This window comes from Chromobacterium paludis (assembly GCF_008275125.1).
GTDB classification, from domain to species: Bacteria; Pseudomonadota; Gammaproteobacteria; order Burkholderiales; family Chromobacteriaceae; genus Chromobacterium; species Chromobacterium paludis.
On sequence record NZ_CP043473.1, the window covers coordinates 605,291 to 629,374 of the forward strand.

General features: G+C 63.7%; 16 protein-coding genes, 2 tRNA genes and 1 rRNA gene. 13 read left to right on the plus strand and 6 right to left on the minus strand.

What is annotated here, in order from left to right; genetic code table 11:
* Positions 1 to 41: 41 nt before the first annotated feature.
* On the minus strand, positions 42 to 3,977 hold the full coding sequence (hrpA, locus tag FYK34_RS02770) for an ATP-dependent RNA helicase HrpA (protein ID WP_149294954.1): 3,936 nt from the start codon (positions 3,975 to 3,977) through the stop codon (positions 42 to 44).
* Between the two features lie 79 nt (positions 3,978 to 4,056).
* Positions 4,057 to 4,719 carry a hypothetical protein gene (locus tag FYK34_RS02775; RefSeq protein WP_149294955.1) on the minus strand — a complete coding sequence of 221 codons (663 nt, stop codon included), beginning with the start codon at positions 4,717 to 4,719 and terminating at the stop codon, positions 4,057 to 4,059.
* A 173-nt stretch (positions 4,720 to 4,892) separates the two neighbouring features.
* On the opposite strand from FYK34_RS02775, the gene FYK34_RS02780 reads away from it, so the two are divergent.
* The 3 genes from FYK34_RS02780 to FYK34_RS02790 are packed head-to-tail and all read left to right on the plus strand — an operon-like array spanning position 4,893 to position 8,076.
* The gene (locus tag FYK34_RS02780) at positions 4,893 to 6,314 is read left to right on the plus strand and encodes a sensor histidine kinase (RefSeq protein ID WP_149294956.1); all 1,422 of its coding nucleotides are present in this window, start codon (positions 4,893 to 4,895) and stop codon (positions 6,312 to 6,314) included.
* Positions 6,311 to 7,438 (plus strand): histidine kinase, encoded by a 1,128-nt coding sequence (locus tag FYK34_RS02785; protein WP_149294957.1) that lies wholly within the window; start codon positions 6,311 to 6,313, stop codon positions 7,436 to 7,438. The genes FYK34_RS02780 and FYK34_RS02785 overlap by 4 nt, the downstream gene beginning before the upstream one ends.
* The gene (locus FYK34_RS02790) at positions 7,408 to 8,076 is read left to right on the plus strand and encodes a response regulator (RefSeq protein WP_231137355.1); all 669 of its coding nucleotides are present in this window, start codon (positions 7,408 to 7,410) and stop codon (positions 8,074 to 8,076) included. The genes FYK34_RS02785 and FYK34_RS02790 overlap by 31 nt, the downstream gene beginning before the upstream one ends.
* Positions 8,077 to 8,093: 17 nt before the next feature.
* On the opposite strand, the gene FYK34_RS02795 is transcribed toward FYK34_RS02790, so the two are convergent.
* On the minus strand, positions 8,094 to 9,605 hold the full coding sequence (locus FYK34_RS02795) for a methyl-accepting chemotaxis protein (RefSeq protein WP_168209625.1): 1,512 nt from the start codon (positions 9,603 to 9,605) through the stop codon (positions 8,094 to 8,096).
* 136 nt (positions 9,606 to 9,741) lie between these two features.
* Positions 9,742 to 10,527 carry a DeoR/GlpR family DNA-binding transcription regulator gene (locus FYK34_RS02800; protein WP_149294959.1) on the minus strand — a complete coding sequence of 262 codons (786 nt, stop codon included), beginning with the start codon at positions 10,525 to 10,527 and terminating at the stop codon, positions 9,742 to 9,744.
* 145 nt (positions 10,528 to 10,672) lie between these two features.
* Between FYK34_RS02800 and FYK34_RS02805 the strand changes: the two genes are divergently transcribed.
* Entirely contained in the window at positions 10,673 to 11,452 is a 780-nt protein-coding gene (locus FYK34_RS02805) for a Cof-type HAD-IIB family hydrolase (RefSeq protein ID WP_168209626.1), read from the plus strand.
* Positions 11,453 to 11,526: 74 nt separating this feature from the next.
* Here FYK34_RS02805 and pta read toward each other — a convergent pair whose 3' ends face one another.
* Complete coding sequence (pta, locus tag FYK34_RS02810; protein ID WP_149294961.1) at positions 11,527 to 13,608, minus strand: phosphate acetyltransferase; 2,082 nt, start codon at positions 13,606 to 13,608, stop codon at positions 11,527 to 11,529.
* Positions 13,609 to 13,627: 19 nt separating this feature from the next.
* On the minus strand, positions 13,628 to 14,821 hold the full coding sequence (locus FYK34_RS02815; protein WP_149299724.1) for an acetate kinase: 1,194 nt from the start codon (positions 14,819 to 14,821) through the stop codon (positions 13,628 to 13,630).
* Positions 14,822 to 15,443: 622 nt separating this feature from the next.
* On the opposite strand from FYK34_RS02815, the gene FYK34_RS02820 reads away from it, so the two are divergent.
* The 9 genes from FYK34_RS02820 (at position 15,444) to FYK34_RS02860 (ending at position 24,014) form a co-directional block, all read left to right on the plus strand.
* On the plus strand, positions 15,444 to 16,553 hold the full coding sequence (locus tag FYK34_RS02820) for an aromatic ring-hydroxylating oxygenase subunit alpha (protein ID WP_149294962.1): 1,110 nt from the start codon (positions 15,444 to 15,446) through the stop codon (positions 16,551 to 16,553).
* Positions 16,554 to 16,627: 74 nt separating this feature from the next.
* A complete protein-coding gene (locus FYK34_RS02825; protein ID WP_149294963.1) occupies positions 16,628 to 17,155 on the plus strand; it encodes a hypothetical protein in 528 nt (175 codons plus the stop codon).
* A complete protein-coding gene (locus FYK34_RS02830; RefSeq protein ID WP_231137356.1) occupies positions 17,140 to 17,994 on the plus strand; it encodes a DMT family transporter in 855 nt (284 codons plus the stop codon). The genes FYK34_RS02825 and FYK34_RS02830 overlap by 16 nt, the downstream gene beginning before the upstream one ends.
* Positions 17,995 to 18,013: 19 nt before the next feature.
* Entirely contained in the window at positions 18,014 to 18,862 is an 849-nt protein-coding gene (locus FYK34_RS02835) for a DMT family transporter (protein WP_149294964.1), read from the plus strand.
* Between the two features lie 45 nt (positions 18,863 to 18,907).
* The gene (locus tag FYK34_RS02840) at positions 18,908 to 19,264 is read left to right on the plus strand and encodes a SpoIIAA family protein (RefSeq protein ID WP_149294965.1); all 357 of its coding nucleotides are present in this window, start codon (positions 18,908 to 18,910) and stop codon (positions 19,262 to 19,264) included.
* Between the two features lie 59 nt (positions 19,265 to 19,323).
* A complete protein-coding gene (locus FYK34_RS02845) occupies positions 19,324 to 21,636 on the plus strand; it encodes a Tex family protein (RefSeq protein WP_149294966.1) in 2,313 nt (770 codons plus the stop codon).
* Positions 21,637 to 22,056: 420 nt separating this feature from the next.
* A 16S ribosomal RNA gene (locus FYK34_RS02850) occupies positions 22,057 to 23,594 on the plus strand.
* A 181-nt stretch (positions 23,595 to 23,775) separates the two neighbouring features.
* A tRNA-Ile gene (locus FYK34_RS02855) sits at positions 23,776 to 23,852 on the plus strand.
* 86 nt (positions 23,853 to 23,938) lie between these two features.
* Positions 23,939 to 24,014, plus strand: a tRNA-Ala gene (locus tag FYK34_RS02860).
* Positions 24,015 to 24,084: the final 70 nt, after the last annotated feature.

Consider the following 24,084-nt stretch of genomic DNA (forward strand, 5'->3'; position numbering starts at 1 on the left):
AATGATAATCCAATGCCATCGCAAGCTGGTAATTTTCACGTTCAACGCGGCAGTTCGCTCCATACTTTCAATAGGCGCTTAACAGAGACTGGGTAAGGTGTTTTTAATTCCTGGGCAAACAGGCTGACGCGCAGTTCCTCCAGCATCCAGCGGAAATCCAGCACCGCCGGCGCCGGTTCGCCTTGTTCTTTTTGCGCCGCCACGCGTTGCTCCCATTGCTGCCACAAATCGCGGATTTCGGCGGCGCGCTGGCCGTCGCGCTGCGGATTGGCCGGCTGTTTGTCCATGCGCAGGCTCATCGCCTTCATGTAGCGCGGCAATTGCGGCAGGTGGCTCCAGGGCGTGTCGCTGAGAAAACCCTTGTATACCAGCCGCTCCAGCTGGCCCTTCAGCTCATGCCCCAGCTTGTGCTTCTGCATCTTGGTGACCAGCGGCGTGTATTCGGCGGCGATTTGCTGCAGGTACTGCGCCACGGCCTGGATCACCGCCGGCAGGCGGGTGCGGGCGCGGGTTTTCTGCTCGTTGAAGGCTTTTTCGTTGCGCGGCAGCGCGTCCTCGCCGATGAAGGCGCGGTCGCAGATGGCGGCGATGGCATCGGCCAGCAGGTCGTCGGCATTGGCCACCGCGCGCAGCTGCAGCGCGATTTGCGTCATGCCGGGCAGGCCCTTGCCCAGCTGCTTCATCTGTTCTTTCAGTTGTAATTGCAGCAAGCGGATCACGCCCTGGCGGTGATGCTTTTCCGCCACGGCCTGGGTGTCGAACAGGCGGATGGCGACGCGGTCTTCCTCCAGCGTCAGCGCCGGATAGCCGGTGAGCTGCTGGCGGCCGCGGGCGAACTGTATGCTTTCCGGCAGCTCGCCGAAGTCCCAGGCCTTGACGTCGTCGCGCTCGAATTCGGCGCTGGTGTCGCGGAAGGTCAGCTGCGCCGCCTGGCCGAACTGCTTCTGCAGCGCGGCCAGATCGCGGCCCATGCCGATTTCCTGCTTGCCGTCGTCTATCACGCGGAAGTTGAACAGCATGTGTTCCGGCAATTCCTGCGTGTTGAACGCGTCGATGTCCACCTTCACGCCGCCGGTCTCGCGCAGGATGAAGCGCGCCAGTTGCGGCGCGATGGGCTGCTGCAGGTCCGGGACGGTCAGCAGGAAGCGGGTGATGAAGTCCGGCACCGGCACGCAGCAGCGGCGGATTTGCTTGGGCAGGCCCTTGATCAGCTGCTGCAGCTTGTCGCGGATCATGCCCGGCACCAGCCATTCGAACGGGGCCGGCGTCAGGCGGTTCAGGATGGCCAGCGGCACGTCGATGGTGACGCCGTCCAGCGGGTGTTTGGGTTCAAAGCGGTAGCGCAGCTTCAGCTTGCCGTCCTCCAGCTCCAGCCATTCCGGGAACTGGTTTTCGGTCACATGCTGGGCGGCGTGGCGCATCAGCTCTTCGCGGGTCAGGTGCAGCAGCTTGGGTTCGGTTTTTTCCGCCTCCTTGCGCCAGGCTTCGAAGCTGGCGGCGTCCACCACTTCCGCCGGGATGCGTTCGCTATAGAAGGCGTACAGCGCCTCTTCGTCCACCAGCACGTCCTGGCGGCGCGCCTTGTGCTCCAGCTGCTCCACCTCGCGGATCAGTTGCTGGTTGCGTTGGAAGAAGGGCGCGTTGCTGACGTATTCCATATTCACCAGCGCGCCGCGGATGAACAGCTCGCGCGCCTCTTCCGGCGCGATGCGGCCGTAGCTGACGGCGCGGCGCGGGATCAGCGTCAGGCCGTACAGCGTGACGCGTTCGCTGGCGACGACTTCGCCGCGGCTCTTTTCCCAGTGCGGCTCGAAGTAGTGGTACTTCACCAGGTGCGGCGCCAGCTTCTCCACCCACTCCGGCTCGATCTTGGCCACGCAGCGCGCGTAGAGGCGGGTGGTTTCCACCAGCTCGGCCGCCACCAGCCATTTCGGCTTGGCTTTCTTCAAGCCGGAGCCAGGAAAGACGTGGAAGTTGACGCCGCGCGCGCCTTGGTAGTCGTCTCCTTCCTGGTTCTTCATGCCGATATTGCCGATCAGGCCGGTCACCAGCGCTTTGTGCAGGTTTTCATAGGCCACCGCGTCCACTTGCTGGCGCTTTTTCTGCGTCATCTGCGCGTCCGGCTGCTCGGCGTCGGCATGGGCTTGGTCGCGGGTGATCAGGCCCAGTTCGCTGGCGATTTCGGCCAGTTGCGCGTGCAGCTCGCGCCACTCGCGCATGCGCATATAGGACAGGAAGTGGTCGTGGCAGGCGTTGACCAGCTGGCGGTTGGATTTCTTGTGCTTCAGCGCGTCGGCGAAGAAGTCCCACAGATGCAGGAAGGACAGGAAGTCCGACTTCTCGTCGTTGAAACGGGCCTGGGCCTTTTCCGCTGCGTCGCGCGCCTCGAACGGCCGCTCGCGCGGGTCTTGTATGCTCAAGGCCGCCGCGATGATCAGCACTTCGCGCGCGCAGTGGTAGTCGCGGCCGGCCAGCAGCAGGCGGCCCACTTTCGGGTCCACCGGGATGCGCGCCAGTTCCTTGCCGACCGGGGTCAGCTCGCCCTGCTCGTTCACCGCGCCCAGCTCGGTCAGCACCTGGTAGCCGTCGGCGATCAGACGGCTGGACGGTGCTTCCAGGAAGGGGAAGGCGTCCACCTTGCCCAGGCGCAGCGCGGCCATGCGCAGGATCACCGCCGCCAGGTTGGAGCGGACGATTTCCGGATCGGTGAAGGCCGGGCGCGCGTTGAAGTCGTCCTCGGCGTATAGGCGCACGCAGATGCCGGACTCGACGCGGCCGCAACGGCCGGCGCGCTGGCGGGCGGCCGCCTGCGACACCTTCTCCACCTGCAATTGCTCCACTTTGGCGCGCGGGCTGTAGCGGTTGATGCGGGCCAGGCCGGTGTCGATCACGTATTTGATGCCGGGCACCGTCAGCGAGGTTTCCGCCACATTGGTGGCCAGCACGATGCGGCGGCCGCCGGACGGTTTGAAGATTTTCTGCTGGTCCTCGTTGGACAAGCGCGCGAACAGCGGCAGGATCTCGTAGCCGCGGATGCCGGACTTGCGCAGCTTCTCCGCGGTTTCGCGGATTTCGCGCTCGCCGGGCAGGAAGACCAGCATGTCGCCAGGGCCCTGGCGCGACAACTCGTCGGCCGCGTCGACGATGGCGTCTTCCATCTCCATCTCGCGCTCGTCTTCGTCGCGCTGCTTCAGCGGCCGGTAACGCACTTCCACCGGGTAGGTGCGGCCGGACACCTCGATCACCGGCGCGCCGTCGAAGTGCCTGGAGAAGCGGTCGGCGTCGATGGTGGCGGAGGTGATGATGACTTTCAGGTCCGGCCGGCGCGGCAGCAACTGCTTCAGGTAACCGAGCAGGAAGTCGATGTTCAGGCTGCGCTCGTGCGCCTCGTCGATGATGATGGTGTCGTACGCTTCTAGGTGGCGGTCGGTCTGCGTTTCCGCCAGCATGATGCCGTCCGTCATCAGCTTGATCACCGATTTTTCCGACAATTTATCGGTAAAGCGCACTTTGAAGCCGACATGCTCGCCCAATTGCGAACCCAGCTCCTGCGCGATGCGCGTCGCCACCGAGCGCGCGGCCAGCCGGCGCGGCTGGGTGTGGCCGATCAGGCCGAATACGCCGCGGCCCAGCTCCAGGCAGATCTTGGGAAGCTGGGTGGTTTTGCCGGAGCCGGTCTCGCCGCAGATGATCACCACCTGGTGCTTGTCTATCGCCGTCTTGATGTCGGCCAGCTTCTGGTTGACCGGCAGCGCGTCGTCGAAGCTGGGCTTGGGCAGATGCGCGCGGCGCGCGTCGGCGCGGCTGCGCGAGCGTTCCACCTGGCCGGCGATGTCCGCCAAGAGCTTGTCGGCCGGCTGGTTCTTCTTCAGCCGGTCGGCGGCGTCGGCCAGTTTGCGGCGCAGGAGGTGGCGGTCGCGGATCAGGCAGGAGGACAGGGCGGATTTCAGGTCGGCGAGGCGGGCGGCAGGAGTCATCGGCTTAAAGATCGGAGGATTGCGCAAAGCGCCGATTATAGCAGAGCGCGCCGCGGCCGCGGCGGCGCGCCCCTTGGACTCAGAACGAGTAAGACAGGCCCACCCCGGCGCTGAGCCGGAAGCGCGCGCCGCCCAGGTCATGGTTCAGCTTCTGCTGCGCGGCGGCCAGGTCCTGGGCGCTGACGCCATTGGCCGGGCTCAGCGTGGCCTTGCCGCCAAACTGCAGCTGCGCGCCCAGATCGGTGGTGACGCGCCAGGCGGACGCATTCGGCAAGGCGAAGTCCCAGCCCACGCCAAGATAAGACCCCAACGGGCTGTATTCCACCTTGCCGTTCAGCGGGCCGACGGCGGAGGCGGCGTAGCGGTTGCCGTTCAGCGTGTAATTGCCCGCGCTGTCGGCGGAGAAAGCCAGGTCGTCGCGCGGCTTGCCGGACAGCGTCAGGCCGCCGCTCAGGCGGAAACCGCTGTCGGGGATGGGATGCCAGTCCAGGCTGGCGGCCAGGCCGGCGTTGGACTTGGATTTTTGCTGATAGGGCGTGCCTTCCTGCGTCCTGTCCTGTTTGTAGCGGAAGGTGTTCTGCACGCCCAGCCGCAGCGCCAGGCCGTTGTCCAACGTTTTGCCGACGCCCAGTTCCGTGCCGGTGCCCAGCTTGGCGTAGCCGAAACCGTCTTCGGCCCGCGCGGCGTTGAGGCTCAGCGCGGCCAGCATGGCGCAGGCCGCCATCGAAATTTTCCATTGCATGCGTATTTCCCTTCGGTGAGTGAAGGCCGCTGTTCGGCCGGTGAGCGCATTGTTCCGCTTGGGGAGGGCGCGCGCATGTGCCGGAAGATAGAGACGGCGCGCATGACTAACGGCACTGCCGGCGCGGAGGCCGCGGCGGCAGACTGGCGCGCTTATCGGGGAGGGAGGGGACGATGCTGCAAAGTTTGAGAACCGCCGCGAGGGCGCACGGCCAGTTTGATTTCAGCTGGCTCGATCAATGGCGCGGCGGCATGACATATGCGTTGTGTTACGCTTGCCTGCTGTGCGCGGCCTTGGCCGCGCCGTTTTTGATGGGACGATTGACTCCGCGCACGATGAAGACATATCTGAAGGCTCTAGGCTCCGGACCGGCCTTGTTCCGCCGCGCCCTGCTGCTGGCCTGCGCGCTGATGCTGGCGCTGGGTCTGGCGGACTTGGCGGACATTCCCGCGCCAGTCTTGCGCGAGCAGGCGCAGGACTGGCTGTGGCCGGCCTGGCTGGCGCATGGCTTGGGTGGTTGGCTGAATTTGGACAAGGCGGCCATGGCGGTGTACGCCGCGCTGATGCTGCTGTTCATGCTGGCGTTGCGGATGTGCCTGCTGGTTGACGCGCGCGCGCGTTGGCCCTGGCTGGCTGCCCAGATGCTGATCGCGGCCGCGCTGGAGCCTTGGACCGAGCCGGGACTGGGGTATCTGGTGGCGGCGGAGCTGGCGTTTCTGCTGCCGTGGCGGGCGGCCCTGGCCGGCGCGCTGTTCCAGGCGGTTCTGATCGATCTGGCTTTGCTGCCTTATCTGGTCGCGGTGGGCGATGGCCATCCGGCTTGCAATATCGCCGGCGCTTCGCCGCCCGCGTTCTGGATGGTGGCTGCCGTGGACTGGCTGCAGGGTTTGGTTTTTCAAGCCTTTGCCTTCAGCGTGGGCTATGGCTGGGCCGAAGCGCTGCGCGGCCGGCTATGCCAGGCGCAGGCCAATGCGGCGTTGCAGGCAACCCAGTTGCTGCTGACCGAAGCCGTGCGCAATGCCGAGCGCGCGCGCATTGCCGACGGCGTGGGACGGCTGGCGGCAGAGCGAATGGCCGGGCTGCAACTGCAGCTGCGCCTGGCAGAGGCGCAAGGCGCCCCGGCGCCGGACATGGCCGCCGCGCGCGAAGCCGCGCGCTTGCTTGGCGAGGAGCTGCATGGAGTGGCTGGCGAGTCCGCGCTGCCCATGGATTTGCGTCAGGCGCTGGAAACCTTGTGCCGCGGGCTTCCCCAGCCGCGGACCCGGCTGGACATGGCGCCAGGCCTGATCGTGGCGCAGCCGGCGCTGGCGCACGTCCTTTTTCGCAGCGCGCAGGAAGCCTTGAGCAATGCCTTGCGTCATTCCGGCGCCGCGCGCGCGGTGGTGAGGCTGGAGCGGGCCGGCGGCGGGCTGACGTTGACCATCAGCGATAACGGCAAGGGGCTGGATGCATCCGGCGAGCGGCGCGAGGGCCATGGTTTGACCGGCATGCGCGAACGAGTGGCGGCGCAGGGCGGCTCGCTGGACATCCTGTCGCCGGCCGGCGGCGGCTGCTGCCTGCGCATCTGGCTGCCGCTGGCAGGAGAGCGCACATGAGCATCCCATCGACGCCATCGCCGCTGGCCGGCTTCCGCTGCGTTTCCCTGCTGGCTTGCCTGGTCCTGGCGGCGCAGCGATGGATCTTGCTATGGCCGGCTGGCGAGGCCGGTCCGGCGCATCTGCGCGACAGGCTGGCCTTGCTGGCTGGCGCGGCGCTGGGCCGCGACGGCCTGCTGACGGCCTATGCCCTGGGCTTCGCCTTGTTCGCCTGGGCCTTGTGGCGGGCCACGGCCAACGGCCCGCGCGCGCCGGATCATGCGGCGAAATTGGTCCTGCTGGCGGTACAAATCGCGCTGGCCTTGCTGCTCCACGATAAATTGCTATTGCTGACCGCGGCTGAGGCGGCGCTGTTGCTGGGCTGGCGGCTTGCCGCCTGCTGTCTGGGCGCGCAATTGCTGCTGACGCTGCTGGCCAATGCTTGGCAGGCGCAATATTTGCCGGCGAATGAATTGATCTGCAATGTCAGCGGTTCCCAGGTCGCCTTGCCGGACTTAGCGCAGCGCCGTTGGCAACTGGGGCTGGATGCCGCCCTGGGCGGCGGCTTTCAGTTGCTGACCTTCGGCATTGGTTGCCTGGGCGGGGCCGAACGCCGCCGCCGCGCCGAACTGGAGGCGACGCGCGCCAGTCTGTTGGCGGCCGGGCAGTTGCTGGCCGGCGCGGCCGGCAATGGCGAACGGCTGCGGCTGGCGCGCGAGTTGCATGACGGCATCGGTCACCATTTGTCGGCGCTGAACCTGCAACTGGAGCTGCTGTTGCGGCGGGGCGCGGGCGGAGCGGACCCGCCCTTGCGCGCGGCGCAGCAGTCGGCGCGCAGCATGTTGGCCGAGGTGCGCGCCTTGGTGGGCAAGGAAAGGCAGGCGTGCGAGGCGCCGTTGAACCAGGCGCTGCGCTTGCTGTGCGAGGGCATGGTGCCTGCTGTCGGGCTGCAACTGGAGCCGCTGCCCGGCCTGTCCGACGCGGCCGCATGGCGCGCCTTACGCGCGGCGCGAGAAGCCTTGGCGGACAGGGGCGGCCAGCCCTGCCGGCTGTGGCTGGCGCAGGCGGACGACGGCGGCGCGGAATTGCGGCTGTCCCAGGCGGGGGCGGAGACGTGGGTGACGATATGGCGGGAGGCGGCGTGATGATACGGGTTGGCCTGGTGGACGATCAGACCCTGGTGCGCAGCGGCATCCGCGGTTTGCTGGAGTTGACCGGCGACATCCGGGTGGCGCTGGAGGCGGCCGACGGCGCAGAGGCGCTGGCCCTGCTGCGGGAGGCGCGGCCCGATGTGCTGCTGCTGGATGTGCGCATGCCGGGCATGAGCGGCATGGATGTGTTGCGCGCGCTGAGGGAGGGCGGCATTTTGCCGCCGACCTTGTTGTTGACCACCTTCGACGACGACGAGGCGCTGTTGGCCGGCATGGGGCTGGGCGCGCGCGGTTTTTTGTTGAAGGACATCTCGCTGGAGCGGCTGGCTGACGCGATACGCCGCGTGGCGGCGGGCGAGACCTTGTTCCGGCCTGGGCTGACCGAGCGGGTGCTGGACGGCTTGCGCGGCGGAGCCGGCTTTCCGGCGCTGGACCTGCCGGAGCGCCTGACAAGCCGTGAGGTGGAGGTGCTGGCCTTGATGGCAGGCGGCTTCAATAACCGCGAGATCGCGGAGGCCCTGGGGCCGAGCGAGGGCACGATCAAGAATCACGTGTCCAGCATCCTGTCCAAGCTCGGCGTGCGCGACCGGGTGCGCGCGGTGTTGCGCGGGCTGGAGCTCGGCTATATCTGAGCGCCGGCCCGCCTGGCTCAGGCCAGCTGCGGCTCGCGGCGGCGGTGGGACGGCTTGTCCATGGGCTGTTGCTGGCTCACCGCCTGGTGCAGTTTCTCCATTTGCTCGTCCAGCTGGCGGATGGCCTCGGCGATGTTCTTGGTTTCGCCGGACAGGCTGCGGGTGGCTTCGCCGACGGCGACGATGTCGCCGGCGAACTGGGCGAAGCCCTGGTTCTGGCTAGCCTCGGCCTGCGACACCTGGCCCAGCAAGCCGGCCAGCTCGCCGGTTTCGCGGATGATGCCGGACAGTCTTTGCTGCGCGTTCTGCGCGTGGTCGCGGCCGGCCTGCATCTGCTGGCTGCCGTCGCGCATGGCCACGATGGCCAGATTGGTGCCGTCCACGATCAGCTGGATCTTGCTCTCGATGTCCTGGGTGGCGTTCTGGGTGCGTTCGGCCAGCTTGCGCACCTCGTCCGCCACCACGGCGAAGCCGCGGCCCATTTCCCCGGCGCGCGCCGCTTCGATGGCGGCGTTCAGCGCCAATAGATTGGTCTGGTCCGCGATGTCGCGGATCAACTGCACGATGCCGCTGACTTCGGCGCTGCGCTGGCCCAGCTCCTCCAGCTTGCCGGCGGCGTGGCTGATGACTTCGCCGGCGCGGCCCAGTTGCGATACGGCCTGGTCCATGGCGGAGCCGCCTTGCAGCGCGGCATCGCCCGCGGTGCGGGCCAATTGGGTGGCGGTGGTCGATTGCTCGGCGTTCTGGCTGGTCACTACCGCCATCTGTTGCGCCACCACCACCATGTCTTCCGAGCGTTCGCGCTGGTCGGCCATGGTCTTGGCCATGCTGCCGGTGCTGGCGGCGATTTGCCGGCTGGCGCCGGAGGCGTCGCGGATGGAGTGGCTGATCTGCTCCATCATCAGGGCCAAGGCCTGGCTGGCCTGTTCGGCTTCCTTGCGCGCCGTTTCCAGTTTCTCGAAGCTCTTGCTCTTGGCCTTGTCGAAGGCCAGCGCCAGCACCAGCACCACCAGCGACAGGCCGGCCAGCGATTTGGCCTGCAGCTTGGGCAGCACTTCGTGCGGCAAGGGATTGGCCGGGATGGCGTCCACGCTGGACAGCCACATGATGACCCCCACCGCGGCCAGCGACATGGCCAGCCAGAACATCCCGGAGCGGCGGGTGCCGATGAACACGGCGGTGAAGGGGATGGCGGCGAACCACATCAGGCTGGTGGACAGGATGCCCCCGTTGACGTAGACCATCCAGCACACCATGGCGTACATGCAGCTGGTGATGAATTCCGCGGTGAAGCGCACCGCGCCGCTGAGGCGCAGCAATAAGGGGCCGCACAGCAGTCCCAGGCCGCCCAGGGCGATGCCCTCGGCCATGGGGTAGTGCCCCAGGTTCAGGTATTCGATGGCGAATAACGGCGCCATCAGGCCGGCCAGCAGGCCGACGCCGACCACGGTGCGGGCGCGGATGGCCTGCTCCGGAGACTGGCGTATGCTGTCCGGGATAAACCATTCGGTGATGGCTTGTATCGACATAGGTCTCCCCTCCAAGGATGTTCCAGGTGTAAGCGCGCTGATTTTTAAGGATTTCTTCTCACGCCCGGACTGCGACTTTAAAACAAATGTTTGACTCCCTGCAATATACCGATCGCTTTGCCCGGCATGCTTGGTCTCAATCGGCCATGCGCAGCGGCACGCCGCTGGCCTGCAGATGCGCCAGGCGCGACGGGTCGGCGTCCGGCTCCAGAATCAGCAGGCCGATGTCGGCCAGCGGCGCCACCGCGAAGGGCGAGGCGGTATCCAGCTTTTCATTGGTGACGGCCAGGATGGTCTGGCCGCACTGCTCCACCAGCATGCGCTTGAAGGCCGCTTCTTCAGCCATCACCGTGCCGACGCCCAGTTCGCGATCCACTGAGCAAGTGCCTAGAAAGCAGATGTCCGGATGCATGGCTTGCAGCATGCGGGTGGCGATGGTGCCGGCGGTGTCGCCGCTTTTGTGGTTAAGGCTGCCGCCCAGCACCAGCACTTCCAGTTGTTTTTTGCCGAACAGCTCCGCCGCGATGGGAATGGCGTTGGTGGCTATGGTGAGTGGCAAGTCGGGCGGCAGGGCGCGGGCGATTTCCAGATTGGTGGTGCCGCCATCCAGGAATACGAATTGGCCGGGACGCAACTGGCGCACCGCGGTGGCGGCCAGGCGGGCCTTGCGGCCGGGATGTTCGCGGCGGCGCTGCTCAAAGCTGGTGTCGCTGGGGCGCAGCGCGATGGCGCCGCCGTATACCCGCTGGCATACGCCGTTGGCCGCCAGCTCGCGCAGGTCGCGGCGGATCGAGTCTTCGGATACGCCTAGCGTGGCGGCCAGTTCGCCGGCCAGCACTCGGCCATGCTGCTGCAGTTGCTGGCGGATGTATTGATGCCGGTCCGAGGGCAGGCCGGAGGCGAGTGGGCGTTCTTTGCGCATGCTGTGGACTCTCTGCGGAAATGCGCGGATGTTGCATGATTATGCCGGTTTGGTCAAAGACTCATTGCATGGTTGTGCGCGATTTATTGCTTGATTCTGCACGATTGTGCATAATGATGCTTGTTCCGCAATGGGAGTAGACGCAATGAAACTGATGGTTTCCGATCTGGATGGCACGCTGTTGAACGAGAACTCGCAATTGGCGCCGGAAACGCACGCCGCCTTGCGGCAAGTGGCGGCCAGGGGGATCGCCATGGCGGTGGCAACCGGTCGGCATGAGCGTCAGGCGCGGCTGTTGTGGCCGGATGATTTGCCGGCAGTGCCGGTGATCAGCGCCAACGGCGCGCGCGTGCATCTGGCCGACGGCAGCCTGTTGTTTCAATCGCGTTTGTCCCAGGATTTGATCAGCCGTTTGCTGCGGCCGGAGCTGGTGCGGGACACCGAGCTGGGCGTCTACCGCGACGATTGCATCATGGCCTACCACAGCAAGCGCGAATATAGCCATTACACCGGACAGGTGGCGGAAATCGCCGATCTGGCCGGTTTCGCCGCCGACGATGTCTCCAAGGTGATTTACTGCGGCACGCCCGAGCAGCTCAAGCCAGTGGAGCTCGACATCGCGCGCGATTTCGGCGACGAAGTGTCCATGACTTATTCCCACGTCTGCTACCTGGAAGTGATGGCGCCGGGTGTCAACAAAGGCAGCGCGCTGGCCTTGCTGCTGAAGCATCTGGGCGTAAAGGCCGACGATTGCGCCGCCTTCGGCGACAACCTCAACGACGCGGAGATGCTGCAGCTGGCGGGCCTGCCGCATGTGATGGCCAATGCCCATCCCGAGCTGAAGCGGCGGCTGCCGGACGTGCCGGTGATCGGCCATCACGCCGCTGGCGGCGTGGCCAAGCGGCTGCTGGAGATGCTGGCTTGAGCCGCGATGGCGGCAATGAGGTAAAGAAAAACGGCCCGTGAAGGGCCGTTTCCATTTGCTTGCTCAGACTTGGCTTATTTGGCCTGGGTCTGCTCCGCCTGCAGCGCGGTCAGGGCGATGGTGTAGACGATGTCGTCCACCAGCGCGCCGCGCGACAGGTCGTTGACCGGCTTGCGCAGGCCTTGCAGCATCGGGCCCACCGACACCACGTTGGCGGAGCGCTGCACCGCCTTGTAGGTGGTGTTGCCGGTGTTCAGGTCCGGGAACACGAACACGGTGGCGCGGCCGGCGACCTGGCTGTCCGGGGCCTTCTGGCGGCCGACGGACTCCACCGAGGCGGCGTCGTACTGCATCGGGCCGTCGATCAGCAGATCCGGGCGCTTTTCACGCGCGATGCGGGTGGCTTCGCGCACTTTCTCCACGTCGCTGCCGCTGCCGGAGGAGCCGGTGGAGTAGGAGATCATGGCCACGCGCGGCGTGATGCCGAAGGCGACGGCGGAGTCGGCGGACTGGATGGCGATGTCGGCCAGCTGCTCGGCGCTCGGGTCCGGGTTCACCGCGCAGTCGCCGTAGACATAGACCTGCTCCGGCATCAGCATGAAGAACACCGAGGACACGATGCTGGAGCCCGGCGCGGTCTTGATCAGCTGCAGCGCCGGACGGATGGTGTTGGCGGTGGTGTGCACGGCGCCGGATACCAGGCCGTCCACTTCGTTCATCGCCAGCATCATGGTGCCCAGCACCACGGTGTCTTCCAGCTGGGCCAGCGCCATCGGCTCGTTCAAACCCTTGCCCTTGCGCAGCTCCACCATCGGCGCCACGTACTGGCCGCGGATCTCATTCGGGTCCAGGATTTCCACCGAGGCCGGCAGGGTCACGCCCTGGGTCTCGGCCACTTGCAGGATTTCGGCGCGGTTGCCCAGCAGCACGCAGCGGGCGATGCCTTTTTCCTGGCAGATGGCGGCGGCCTGGATGGTGCGCGGCTCGTTGCCTTCCGGCAGCACGATGCGCTTGTTGGCCTTGCGCGCTTTTTCCATCAGCTGGAAGCGGAAGGCCGGCGGCGGCAGGCGCAGTTCGCGCGGCTCGCCCACGCGCTGCTTCAGCGGGCTGGCGTCCAGGTGTTCGGCGATGAAGTCGATCACCTTTTCCATGCGCTCCAGGTCGTCGGCCGGCACCTGGCGGCTCATCGCGTTCAGCGCGCTGGCGGTTTCCATGGAGTTCAAGGTGGTGGCCAGCACCGGCAGGCCGCCGGTGAAGGCTTGCTGGCACAGTTGCTGGATGCGCGGATCGGGCTCGGAGTCGCAGGTCAACAGCAGGCCGGCCAACGGCACGCCGTTCATGGCGGCCATGGAAGCGGCCATCACCACGTCCTCGCGCTCGCCCGGCGTCACGATCAGCGCGCCCGGCTTCAGCAGGTTGACGATATTGGGGGCGGTGCGGGCGGCCACCACCATGCTGCGCACGCGGCGGCTGGCCTGCTGGCCCGCGTGCACCACGCTGGCGTTCAGGTGGCGCGCCACGTCCTGGGTGCGCGGCGCCAGCAGTTCCGGCTGATACGGAATCACGCCCAAGAGCGGCAGGCCGGCTTTCTTCAGCGTGCGCGCATCCTGGACTTCATCGGCCAGCTTGGCGCAGTCCACGTCCGGCAGAACGTGGTTCAGGATATAACCGGCGATATGCTGGCCACCGAAGGCCTGGATGTTCATTTCCAGCTGTTCGGCGATTTCGTCCACGCCCAGCCCTTTGGCGGAGCAGACCAGCACGGTCTGCGCCTGCAGGTTGCGCGCGATCTTGGTGTTGAGGAAGGTGGAGAACACCTGCTTCTGGTCCGGCACCAGGCCTTCCACGATCACGGCGTCCACATTCTGGGCCACTTGCTGGTAGAGGCTGACCACTTCTTCCATCAGCTGGTCGATCTGACCTTGCGACAGCAGGTGCTCGACGCGCTCCATGCTGATGGGTTGCGGCGCGTCCAGGCGGCAGATGGCCTGGGCGAAGTGCATGGAGCGCTCCACGCCGTTGTCGTCCACGCCTTGGGCGATGGGTTTCAGGAAGCCGACGCGCAGGCCGGCCTGTTCCAGCGAGCGCACCGCGCCCAGCGATACCGAGGTCAGGCCGGCGTTGAAGCCGGTGGGGGCAAGGAAAAACGTTTGCATGATGCTGTCCCCGTCCGGCTTAGTGGGCCAGGCCCGCCAGTTCGGCGGTGTCCATGGCGATCATCAGTTCTTCGTTGGTGTTGATCACCAGGGCCGGCACGGAGCCGGCGGCGGTGATGCGGCCGGCCTTGCCGCGGATGCAGTCATGGTTGGCGGCTTCGTCCAGGGTCAGGCCCAGGAAGCCCAGCTGCTTGATGACTTCGCCGCGCAGGAAGGACGAGTTCTCGCCGATGCCGCCGGTGAACACCACGGCGTCCAGGCGGCCGGCGGCCACGGTCATGGAGGCCACGTATTTGGCCAGGCGGTAGGCGAACACTTCCAGCGCGCGCTTGGCGCCTTCATGGCCCTTGGCGGCGGCTTCTTCCAGCTCGCGGCAGTCGTTGGACAGCTCGGACAGGCCCAAGAGGCCGGATTCCTTGTTCAACATATTGGTGATGGACGCGATGTCCATGCCGCGCTCGGTGGCCAGGTAGCCGAACACGCTGGGGTCGATGTCGCCGGAGCGGGTGCCCATGACCAGGCCTTCCAGCGGGGTCAGGCCCATGGAGGTGTCCACGCCCTTGCCGTCGCGGATGGCGGCGATGGAGGCGCCGTTGCCCAAGTGGGCGATCACCAGGCTGGTCTCTTCAGCCGGCTTGCCCAGCATCTTGGCGGCTTCTTCGGCCACGAAGCGGTAGCTGGTGCCGTGCATGCCGTAGCGGCGCAGGCTGTTCTCGCGGTACAGCTTCATCGGCACGGCGTACAGATAGGCCTTTTCCGGCATGGTCTGATGGAAGGAGGTGTCGAACACGGCCACTTGCGGCAGGCTGGGGAATTCCTGGATCGCGGTGCGGATGCCCAGGATGTGAGCCGGGTTGTGCAACGGCGCCAGCTTGATGCAGCGCTCGATTTCGTTGATGGCGGCTTCGTCCAGCAGCGCGGATTGCTTGAAGTGCTCGCCGCCGTGCACCACGCGGTGGCCGATGGCCTTCACGCTGTCCAGCAGCGACACTTGCTGCAGTTTTTCGATGATGGCGTGCATGGCCGCGGCGTGGTCCGGCGCGGACAGCAGGGCGGTTTCTTTGCCGCCGTCGTGCTTGAAGGTGATGCAGGCGTCGGCCAGGCCCAGCTTCTCCGCCAGGCCGGTCATGATGGCGTCGTGGCTGAGGCTGTCGATCAGCGCGAATTTCAGGGAAGAGCTGCCGCAATTGATGACGAGGATGGTGGAATTCATAGGCTTGAGCATGTAAATTTGAAAAAAATGAATAAATCGGTGAAAAAATCCATTGCGATGCGCTATTTACGGATTTGCCGTCTCGTCGCCGTCGCGCCAGGCGGGCGCAGACAGCGGCATGATGCTAACCGTGTGGTAGCGCATGGCGGCCGGTTTGGCCACCTGCTGTTGCGATCGCCTGCCGTCCGCGCCAAGCGTGGCTGGCCAAGTCCCATCAAGGCTTAGGCCCATTTTCGTCCGCTCGCTGCGATGGCTGGCGTGCGTGGCGCGTGAATCAGGACAGACGATGTAGCAACAAAGTTGACCGTAGTATAACACTATAGATCATCAACTTCTAATGTTGCGCTGCACGAAAGTTAACAAGTCTTTGATTTTAATTAATCGACACGCACATTGTTTGCCGCGGAAGGGGGAGCCGCGCATATCTTGCCATGGCTGGGGCTTGGCGACGGATTGTCACAAAGAATTAACGCTTGCCCCGGGGGTGGGGCGAGGGCATAATTCCGCCCTTGTGTCGCAAGGTTGATCCTTGTTTTGATTGATTCTTTTTGATAGTCCCGCAAACTCGTCCCGAGCGAGATTCGGCTGGTCTTATATCTTCTACCACGGAGGTGTGGGAATAATGTCTGATCTGGCTTCTGCTCAACTGCTTCAAGCATCCGCAGCCCAGCTACCCGTTTATACCTATTTCGATCCCGCGTTCTACGCCAGGGAACAGGAGCTGCTGTTCGCAGACGCCCCTCAGTACTATGGCCATGAGCTGATGACGCCCAATTCCGGCGACTATCACACGCTGGAGTGGTTGGGGCACGGCAAGATGCTCAAGAACGTGGACGGCGAGGTCAAGCTGATCTCCAACGTCTGCCGCCATCGCCAAGCCGTGATCTACAAGGGCCGCGGCAACGGCAACCACATCGTATGCAATCTGCACGGCTGGACTTATGACGCCGCAGGCAAACTGGTGGGCGCGCCGCATTTTCCGGAAACGCCGTGCCTGAACCTGGGGCAGACCGAGCTGACGCGCTGGAACGGCCTGTTGTTCGACGCCCGCCGCAATGTGGCGGCCGACCTGGCCCGTTTGGGCGTCGCCAAGCACATGACTTTCGATGGTTATGCCTTCCACTCCACGCATACCACCGAATACGACTTCAACTGGAAGACCTTCATCGAAGTCTATTCGGAAGACTACCACGTCGATCCCTTCCACCCCGGTTTGGGCAATTTCGTCAACTGCGATGATCTGAAATGGGAGTGGGGCGACAGCTACCACGTGCAGACCGTGGGCGTGAAGAACCGCCTGGCGCGCGCCGGCTCCAAGGTGTACGGCAAATGGCACGAGGAAGTGCGCCGCCGTTACGCCGAGCAGCAGCCGGAATTCGGCGCCATCTGGCTGACCTACTACCCCAACATCATGGTGGAGTGGTATCCGCATGTGCTGGTGGTCAGCGTGGTGATGCCGCGCGGTCCGGAGAAGTGCACGGTGATCACCGAGTTCTACTACCCGGAAGACGTGGTGTGGTTCGAGCCGGAATTCATCGAGGCCGAACAGGCTGCGTACTTTGAAACCGCCAAAGAAGACGACGAGATCTGCATCCGCATGCACGAAGGCCGCAAGGCGCTGTGGCTGGCCTGCGTCAGCGAGGTGGGCCCGTATCAGTCTCCGACCGAGGAAGGCATGCAGCACTTCCATGAGTATTACCGCCGCAAGATGGGCGCGGCCTTGGCTGGTTAAAAAGGCAAGTGCAATGCCATAATGCGAAGGCGCGGAGGTCCGCGCCTTTTTTTATTGAGATTCCGGGCTAGATCATGTCTCCCATCCTTCGCATGGCGGCGCTTGGCGCGCTATTGCTGCTCAGTCCGCTGGCCCTGGCTGCCAACTACACCGATCCGGTGAGCAAGATACGCTTCAATCTGCCGCCGGGATGGAAGGTGCGCCCGGCGATAGAGGAGGGCGGGCGCGTGCTGCGGGTAATCCCGCCCAAGCCGGATCAGCGCGAGAGGGCGGCGATCTTGGTCAGGATAGGGCTGCGCAAGCCCAAGCGCGGCGAGACCTTGCCCCGCATGGCGGCGGCTTTCCGCCAGGAGAGCGGCGACCGCGAGGCGGCTAACTTCGTGCGCATCAATTCGAAAGCCGGGCGGCTGGTGACGGAGTATCGCGATGGCCGCTTTGTGTCCAACCGGCTGTGGATCGTGCGGCATAATCTGCATGTGATCCAGCTGCTGGATCGCAGTCATGTGCTGGAGGCGCGTTGTACCGCCAACGCCTCGGAATTCCGCACCTATAGGCGACAGATGGAGTCCATCTGCCTGTCTGCGCAATGGCCGCGGCGCTGAACCGGCTGGGCGCCGGCTGGATGGTGCTGGCGGCGGCGTGTTTCGCCCTGATGAGCGCCTGCGCCAAATTGGGCGCGGCCGATTTCCAGTCGGTGGAGTTGTTGTTCTGGCGTACTGCCATCGGGGCGGTCTTGCTGGGCACGCCCATGATGCTGCGCGGCCATTCTCCCGCCACTCCGCATTGGCGGGCCCATATCCATCGCGGCTTCGTCGGCTATGCGTCGATGGCGGCCTTGTTTTATGCCCTGACCCGCTTGCCCTTGTCTACGGCGGTGACCCTGAATTACACCTCCTCGCTGTTTTTCTCCGTGCTATGCATCGTCAAGCTGAGGGACCGCCCGGGCTGGCCTGTGGGGCTGGCCCTGCTCATGGGCTTTTGCGGCGTGATGCTGTTGCTGCGGCCTACCTTGACGTCTCAGCAATGGCTGCCAGGCTTGATCGGCCTGTTGTCAGGGGTTAGCGCCGGCTTCGCCGTATTTCAGGTGAGAGAGCTGGGGCAGATGGGAGAGCCGCCTTGGCGGGTCGTATTCTGGTTTTTTAGCCTGGCCAGCGTGATGGGTCTGGTTTACTTATGTCTGGGGCCGGGCTTTTCCTCCATCACGCCGTCCAATGTCTGGCCGTTGCTGGGCGTGGGCGTGTTCGGCATGCTGGGACAGCTGGCGATGACGCGAGCTTATAAAGAAGGGCGGCGCTATCTGGTGGCCAGCTTCGCCTATTTGACCGTGGTGTTTTCCGCCTTGCTGGGCATGGCGGTCTGGGGTGAGGCCTTGAGTCTTGCCGGCGTGCTGGCGATGGTTTTGATCGTGTTTGCCGGGGTGCTGGCGGCGCGCAATCGGTGATTCAACAGAAGGTGGCAGGATGCAGGACAGGCAGTGGCGGCTCGGTTCGGGCTGGATGGTGGTGGCGGCGGCGTTTTTCGCGCTGATGGGTTTGTTCGTCAAGCTGGGGGCCAAGCATTTCTCCTCCACCGAGCTGGTGTTCTGGCGCACGCTGATCGGCGTGCTGACACTGGGCGGCGCGGCCTTGTGGCGGCGGGAGCGCTTCGCCACGCCCTGGCTGCGCTATCACTTGCAACGCGGCGTGATCGGCTATGTCTCGCTATTGATGTCTTTCTACGCCATCGCCCACCTCCCCTTGGCGACGGCCTCCACGCTGACTTACACCTCGCCGATGTTCCTGGCCGTGCTGTCGGTGGTATTGCTGAAGGAGAAACTGCCGCGTCAGGCGCTGGCCGGTCTGGGCTTGGGCTTCGTCGGCGTGGTGCTGCTGCTCAAGCCCACGCTGTCCGGCGATGTCTGGTTTGCTGGTCTGTTGGGGCTGGTCTCCGGCTTTCTGGCCGGCTGGTCCTATCTGCATGTGCGGGAGCTGGGCAAGCGGGGCGAAGCCGAGTGGCGGGTGGTGTTTTATTTCGCGCTGATCTCAACCATCGGCGGCCTGTTGTTGATGAGTCTGGAGCCTTGGCATCCGGTGACCCTGGAAAACGCCTGGTTGCTGCTGGGCGTTGGCGGCGCGGCCACGGTGGCGCAGTTGGCGATGACTCGGGCCTATAAAGTGGGGCGCAAGCTGACCGCGGCCAACTTGTCCTATTTGACGGTGGTGTTTTCCTGCCTGCTGGGCGCGCTGGTATGGGGCGATGCGCTGACGGCGGATTCGCTGCTGGCGATGGTGTTGATTGTGATCAGCGGCATGTTGGCAGGTCGGCGCTAGAATACAGTCAAGGTTTTTACAACAATCACAGAGAGGGAGAAGCACATGATTTCGATTCGAGAGCAGGATTACGGCCTGGATGTGGCCTTGTTCAATGAATTCACGCTGGCCGATTTCCAGCTGCTGGAGCAGGCGGTGCTCAAGCGCCTGGACGAACGCGAGAAACCGGACATGCTGCTGGACCTGTCCGAGCTGAAGGACTTCACGCTGGACATGGCGCTGGAAGAGGTCAAGTTCATGCGCGCGCACGAGGAAAAAATGGGGCGCGTCGCCATCGTCGTCGGCGACGTCTGGATCAAGCTGGCTACCCATATCGCGGGCTTGTTGTCGCATAGCCATGTGCAGTATTTCGATCTGGTGGAAGAAGCTCAGGCTTGGCTGGTGCGCCCGGTCGCGGCTTGATTTTGCGGCGGATGGCGGTACAGTAGCGGTTTTTGTTCGACGCGAAAGAATAAAAACCGATGCTGAAAAGCCTTTCCAGCCGCCTGGCGGCTGAGCTTGCCGTCCGCGAATCCCAAGTGGCGGCCACCATCGAGCTGATCGACGGCGGCGCCACCGTTCCCTTCATCGCCCGTTACCGCAAGGAAGTCACCGGCGGTCTGGACGACACCCAGTTGCGCACGCTGGCCGAGCGCCTGGTGTATCTGCGCGAGATGGACGACCGCCGCGACAGCATCCTCAAGAGCATCGCCGAGCAAGGCAAGCTCACCCCCGAGCTGGAAGCCGCCATTTACGCCAGCGACAACAAGACCACGCTGGAAGACCTTTACCTCCCTTACAAGCCCAAGCGCCGGACCAAGGCGCAGATCGCCCGCGAAGCCGGCCTGGAGCCGCTGGCCGATAGCCTGCTGGCCGATCCGTCGCAAGATCCGAACGCGCTGGCCGAAACCTTCCTGAATGCAGAAGCCGGCATCGCCGATGCCAAGGCGGCATTGGATGGCGCGCGCGCCATCCTGATCGAGCGCTTCGCCGAAGACGCGGAGTTGCTGGGCCAATTGCGCGAAAAACTGTGGAGCGAAGGCGAATTGGCCGCCGCTGTGGTGGCGGGCAAGGAAACCGAAGGCGCCAAGTTCTCCGATTATTTCGACCACCGCGAACCTATCAAGGCCATTCCGTCGCACCGCGCGCTGGCGCTCTTGCGCGGCCGCAACGAGGGCGTGCTGAGCGTCGCGCTGAAATACCAGCCGGACGAAACGCCGATCACCGAGCGTTCGGCCTATGAAAGGTTGATCGCCGCTCGCTTCGGCATCCAGGATGCCGGCCGCGCGGCCGATAAATGGCTGCTGGACGGCGTGCGCCTGTGCTGGCGCGCCAAGATTTTCCTGTCGTTGGAACTGGAGCTGGTGTCGCGCTTGAAGGACGCCGCCGACGCCGAAGCGATCAAAGTCTTCGCCGCCAACCTGCATGATCTGCTGCTGGCCGCGCCGGCCGGCCGCCGCGCGACGCTGGGCCTGGACCCGGGCCTGCGCACCGGCTGCAAGGTGGCGGTAGTCGACGATACCGGCAAGGTGCTGGACACCACCGCCATCTATCCGCACGAGCCGCGCCGCGAATGGGACAAGTCCATCGCCATCCTTGGCGCGTTGTGCACGCGCCACAAGGTGGACCTGATCGCCATCGGCAACGGTACCGCCAGCCGCGAGACCGACAAGCTGGCCCAGGACCTGATCAAGGCCTTCCCGCAATTGGGCATGACCAAGATTGTGGTGTCGGAAGCCGGCGCGTCGGTCTATTCCGCCTCCGAGCTGGCGGCCAAGGAATTCCCGGACATGGACGTCAGCCTGCGCGGCGCGGTGTCCATTGCCCGCCGCCTGCAAGACCCGCTGGCCGAGCTGGTGAAGATCGACCCCAAGTCCATCGGCGTCGGCCAGTACCAGCATGACGTCAATCAGAGCCAACTGGCGCGCGCGCTGGACGGCGTGGTGGAGGACTGCGTGAACGCGGTGGGCGTGGACGTCAACACCGCATCGGTGCCGCTGCTGACCCGCATCTCCGGCCTCAACGCGACTTTGGCATCCAATATCGTCTCCTACCGCGACCAGAACGGCGCCTTCCGCACCCGCAAGGAACTGCTGAAAGTGCCGCGCCTGGGCGACAAGACCTTCGAGCAGGCAGCCGGCTTCCTGCGCATCGCCGGCGGCGACAACCCGCTGGACGCGTCATCGGTGCACCCGGAGGCTTATCCGGTGGTGGAGAAGATCGTGGCCAAGGCCGGCCGCGACGTGAAGACCCTGATCGGCGATTCTTCTTTCCTTAAGTCGGTGCGCGCCACTGATTACACCGACGAGCGTTTCGGCCTGCCGACGGTGATGGATATCCTGAAGGAACTGGACAAGCCGGGCCGCGATCCGCGTCCGGAATTCAAGACTGCCACCTTCCAGGATGGAATAGAGGACATCAAGCATTTGCAGCCGGGCATGGTGCTGGAGGGCGTAGTGACCAATGTGGCCAACTTCGGCGCCTTCGTCGACATCGGCGTGCACCAGGATGGCCTGGTCCATATCTCGGCGCTGTCCAACAAGTTCATCGACGATCCGCGCAAGGTGGTCAAAGCCGGCGACGTAGTCAAGGTCAAGGTGCTGGAAGTGGACGTGGCGCGCAAGCGCATCGCGCTGACGATGCGGCTGGATGACGAGGTCGGCTCCGGCAGTAGCCGTGGCAGCCGCAGCGACAGCCGTTCCGACAATCGTCCGCGCCAGTCTCGCGGCCAGCAATCGGCGCCGCAGGGCGATACCGCGATGGCGGCCGCCTTCGCCAAGCTGCGCAAGGGCTGATTTGTCTATATAGAAGTGTCTGAAACAGGCCGGCGGCAACGCCGGCCTGCTTGTTTTTGGGTATTCTGCGAGGGTGGTGAGCGTTGCGGCGCAGGAGCTTGAAATTTCTTGGATTGCTATTTCTTTAAAAATCATCATCTTGCGTGGGCGATGGGTGAAAAGTTCAATTTTTCTCGCAAAAGGTGTTGACGAGGTTTAGGCCCGGGCGTATAGTTCGCCTCCTCAGCTGACGCAGCGAACGAAACGGTGGAAACGAAACGGTTTCCGGTGTGACGAAAACAGCGTCCGGCACTGCTCTTTAACAGAACGAATAACCGATAGGTGTAAGTGCTTGGTGAAAGCCAAATACTTGCACTGCAAGAGACAAGAGATACTTGTTTATTTCTTTGAACTTGCGTGCCAGAAAATTGCTATGAGATTGAACTGAAGAGTTTGATCCTGGCTCAGATTGAACGCTGGCGGCATGCTTTACACATGCAAGTCGAACGGCAGCACGGGAGCTTGCTCCTGGTGGCGAGTGGCGAACGGGTGAGTAATGCATCGGAATGTACCGTGTAATGGGGGATAGCTCGGCGAAAGCCGGATTAATACCGCATACGCCCTGAGGGGGAAAGCGGGGGATCGAAAGACCTCGCGTTATACGAGCAGCCGATGTCTGATTAGCTAGTTGGTGAGGTAAGAGCTCACCAAGGCGACGATCAGTAGCGGGTCTGAGAGGATGATCCGCCACACTGGGACTGAGACACGGCCCAGACTCCTACGGGAGGCAGCAGTGGGGAATTTTGGACAATGGGCGCAAGCCTGATCCAGCCATGCCGCGTGTCTGAAGAAGGCCTTCGGGTTGTAAAGGACTTTTGTCAGGGAGGAAATCCCTAGCGCTAATACCGCTGGGGGATGACAGTACCTGAAGAATAAGCACCGGCTAACTACGTGCCAGCAGCCGCGGTAATACGTAGGGTGCAAGCGTTAATCGGAATTACTGGGCGTAAAGCGTGCGCAGGCGGTTGTGCAAGTCTGATGTGAAAGCCCCGGGCTTAACCTGGGAACGGCATTGGAGACTGCACGACTAGAGTGCGTCAGAGGGGGGTAGAATTCCACGTGTAGCAGTGAAATGCGTAGAGATGTGGAGGAATACCGATGGCGAAGGCAGCCCCCTGGGATGACACTGACGCTCATGCACGAAAGCGTGGGGAGCAAACAGGATTAGATACCCTGGTAGTCCACGCCCTAAACGATGTCAACTAGCTGTTGGGGGTTTGAATCCTTGGTAGCGTAGCTAACGCGTGAAGTTGACCGCCTGGGGAGTACGGCCGCAAGGTTAAAACTCAAAGGAATTGACGGGGACCCGCACAAGCGGTGGATGATGTGGATTAATTCGATGCAACGCGAAAAACCTTACCTGCTCTTGACATGTACGGAACTTGGTAGAGATATCTTGGTGCCCGAAAGGGAGCCGTAACACAGGTGCTGCATGGCTGTCGTCAGCTCGTGTCGTGAGATGTTGGGTTAAGTCCCGCAACGAGCGCAACCCTTGTCATTAGTTGCCATCATTCAGTTGGGCACTCTAATGAGACTGCCGGTGACAAACCGGAGGAAGGTGGGGATGACGTCAAGTCCTCATGGCCCTTATGGGCAGGGCTTCACACGTCATACAATGGTCGGTACAGAGGGTTGCCAAGCCGCGAGGTGGAGCTAATCTCAGAAAACCGATCGTAGTCCGGATCGCACTCTGCAACTCGAGTGCGTGAAGTCGGAATCGCTAGTAATCGCAGATCAGCATGCTGCGGTGAATACGTTCCCGGGTCTTGTACACACCGCCCGTCACACCATGGGAGTGAGTTTCACCAGAAGTGGGTAGGCTAACCGCAAGGAGGCCGCTTACCACGGTGGGATTCATGACTGGGGTGAAGTCGTAACAAGGTAGCCGTAGGGGAACCTGCGGCTGGATCACCTCCTTTCTAGAGAAGGCGATCGCCAAGTACTTACAGCCTATCGGTTATTCAAGTTAAGGGCATTTTCGATGAAAATCGGCGCAGCTCTGCGTTGAAAGCTTCCTCGTGTACTCGATGTACACGTCGTCAGCTTTCGCCTGGATCTGCTTGATTTTGATCGAAAAGGATGTGGTATCAAACGACTACTGGGTTTGTAGCTCAGCTGGTTAGAGCACTGTGTTGATAACGCAGGGGTCGTAGGTTCGAGTCCTACCAGACCCACCAGTATTTTTTGGGTCAGGCAAGGCGCGAAGGAGCGACATGTGCTTATGCACATGAGCGACTGAGCAACGCAGCATCACCCAAAAAGAGGGGGATTAGCTCAGTTGGGAGAGCACCTGCTTTGCAAGCAGGGGGTCGTCGGTTCGATCCCGTCATCCTCCACCATCGCAAACAAAATCGAATTCGGAAGAGTTGGATTCTGTTTGCGTTGTATAAACGCCCGATCTTTAACAAA

Bases quoted from the DNA above. Each gene is read 5' to 3' on its own strand.
- FYK34_RS02780 (WP_149294956.1), top strand. From the start codon at position 4,893: ATGCTGCAAAGTTTGAGAACCGCCGCGAGGGCGCACGGCCAGTTTGAT.
- FYK34_RS02845 (WP_149294966.1), top strand. From the start codon at position 19,324: ATGCTGAAAAGCCTTTCCAGCCGCCTGGCGGCTGAGCTTGCCGTCCGC.
- pta (WP_149294961.1), bottom strand. From the start codon at position 13,608: ATGCAAACGTTTTTCCTTGCCCCCACCGGCTTCAACGCCGGCCTGACC.
- FYK34_RS02815 (WP_149299724.1), bottom strand. From the start codon at position 14,821: ATGAATTCCACCATCCTCGTCATCAATTGCGGCAGCTCTTCCCTGAAA.
- FYK34_RS02840 (WP_149294965.1), top strand. From the start codon at position 18,908: ATGATTTCGATTCGAGAGCAGGATTACGGCCTGGATGTGGCCTTGTTC.
- FYK34_RS02800 (WP_149294959.1), bottom strand. From the start codon at position 10,527: ATGCGCAAAGAACGCCCACTCGCCTCCGGCCTGCCCTCGGACCGGCAT.
- FYK34_RS02795 (WP_168209625.1), bottom strand. From the start codon at position 9,605: ATGTCGATACAAGCCATCACCGAATGGTTTATCCCGGACAGCATACGC.
- FYK34_RS02775 (WP_149294955.1), bottom strand. From the start codon at position 4,719: ATGCAATGGAAAATTTCGATGGCGGCCTGCGCCATGCTGGCCGCGCTG.
- hrpA (WP_149294954.1), bottom strand. From the start codon at position 3,977: ATGACTCCTGCCGCCCGCCTCGCCGACCTGAAATCCGCCCTGTCCTCC.
- FYK34_RS02820 (WP_149294962.1), top strand. From the start codon at position 15,444: ATGTCTGATCTGGCTTCTGCTCAACTGCTTCAAGCATCCGCAGCCCAG.
- FYK34_RS02805 (WP_168209626.1), top strand. From the start codon at position 10,673: ATGAAACTGATGGTTTCCGATCTGGATGGCACGCTGTTGAACGAGAAC.
- FYK34_RS02785 (WP_149294957.1), top strand. From the start codon at position 6,311: ATGAGCATCCCATCGACGCCATCGCCGCTGGCCGGCTTCCGCTGCGTT.
- FYK34_RS02830 (WP_231137356.1), top strand. From the start codon at position 17,140: ATGGCCGCGGCGCTGAACCGGCTGGGCGCCGGCTGGATGGTGCTGGCG.
- FYK34_RS02835 (WP_149294964.1), top strand. From the start codon at position 18,014: ATGCAGGACAGGCAGTGGCGGCTCGGTTCGGGCTGGATGGTGGTGGCG.
- FYK34_RS02825 (WP_149294963.1), top strand. From the start codon at position 16,628: ATGTCTCCCATCCTTCGCATGGCGGCGCTTGGCGCGCTATTGCTGCTC.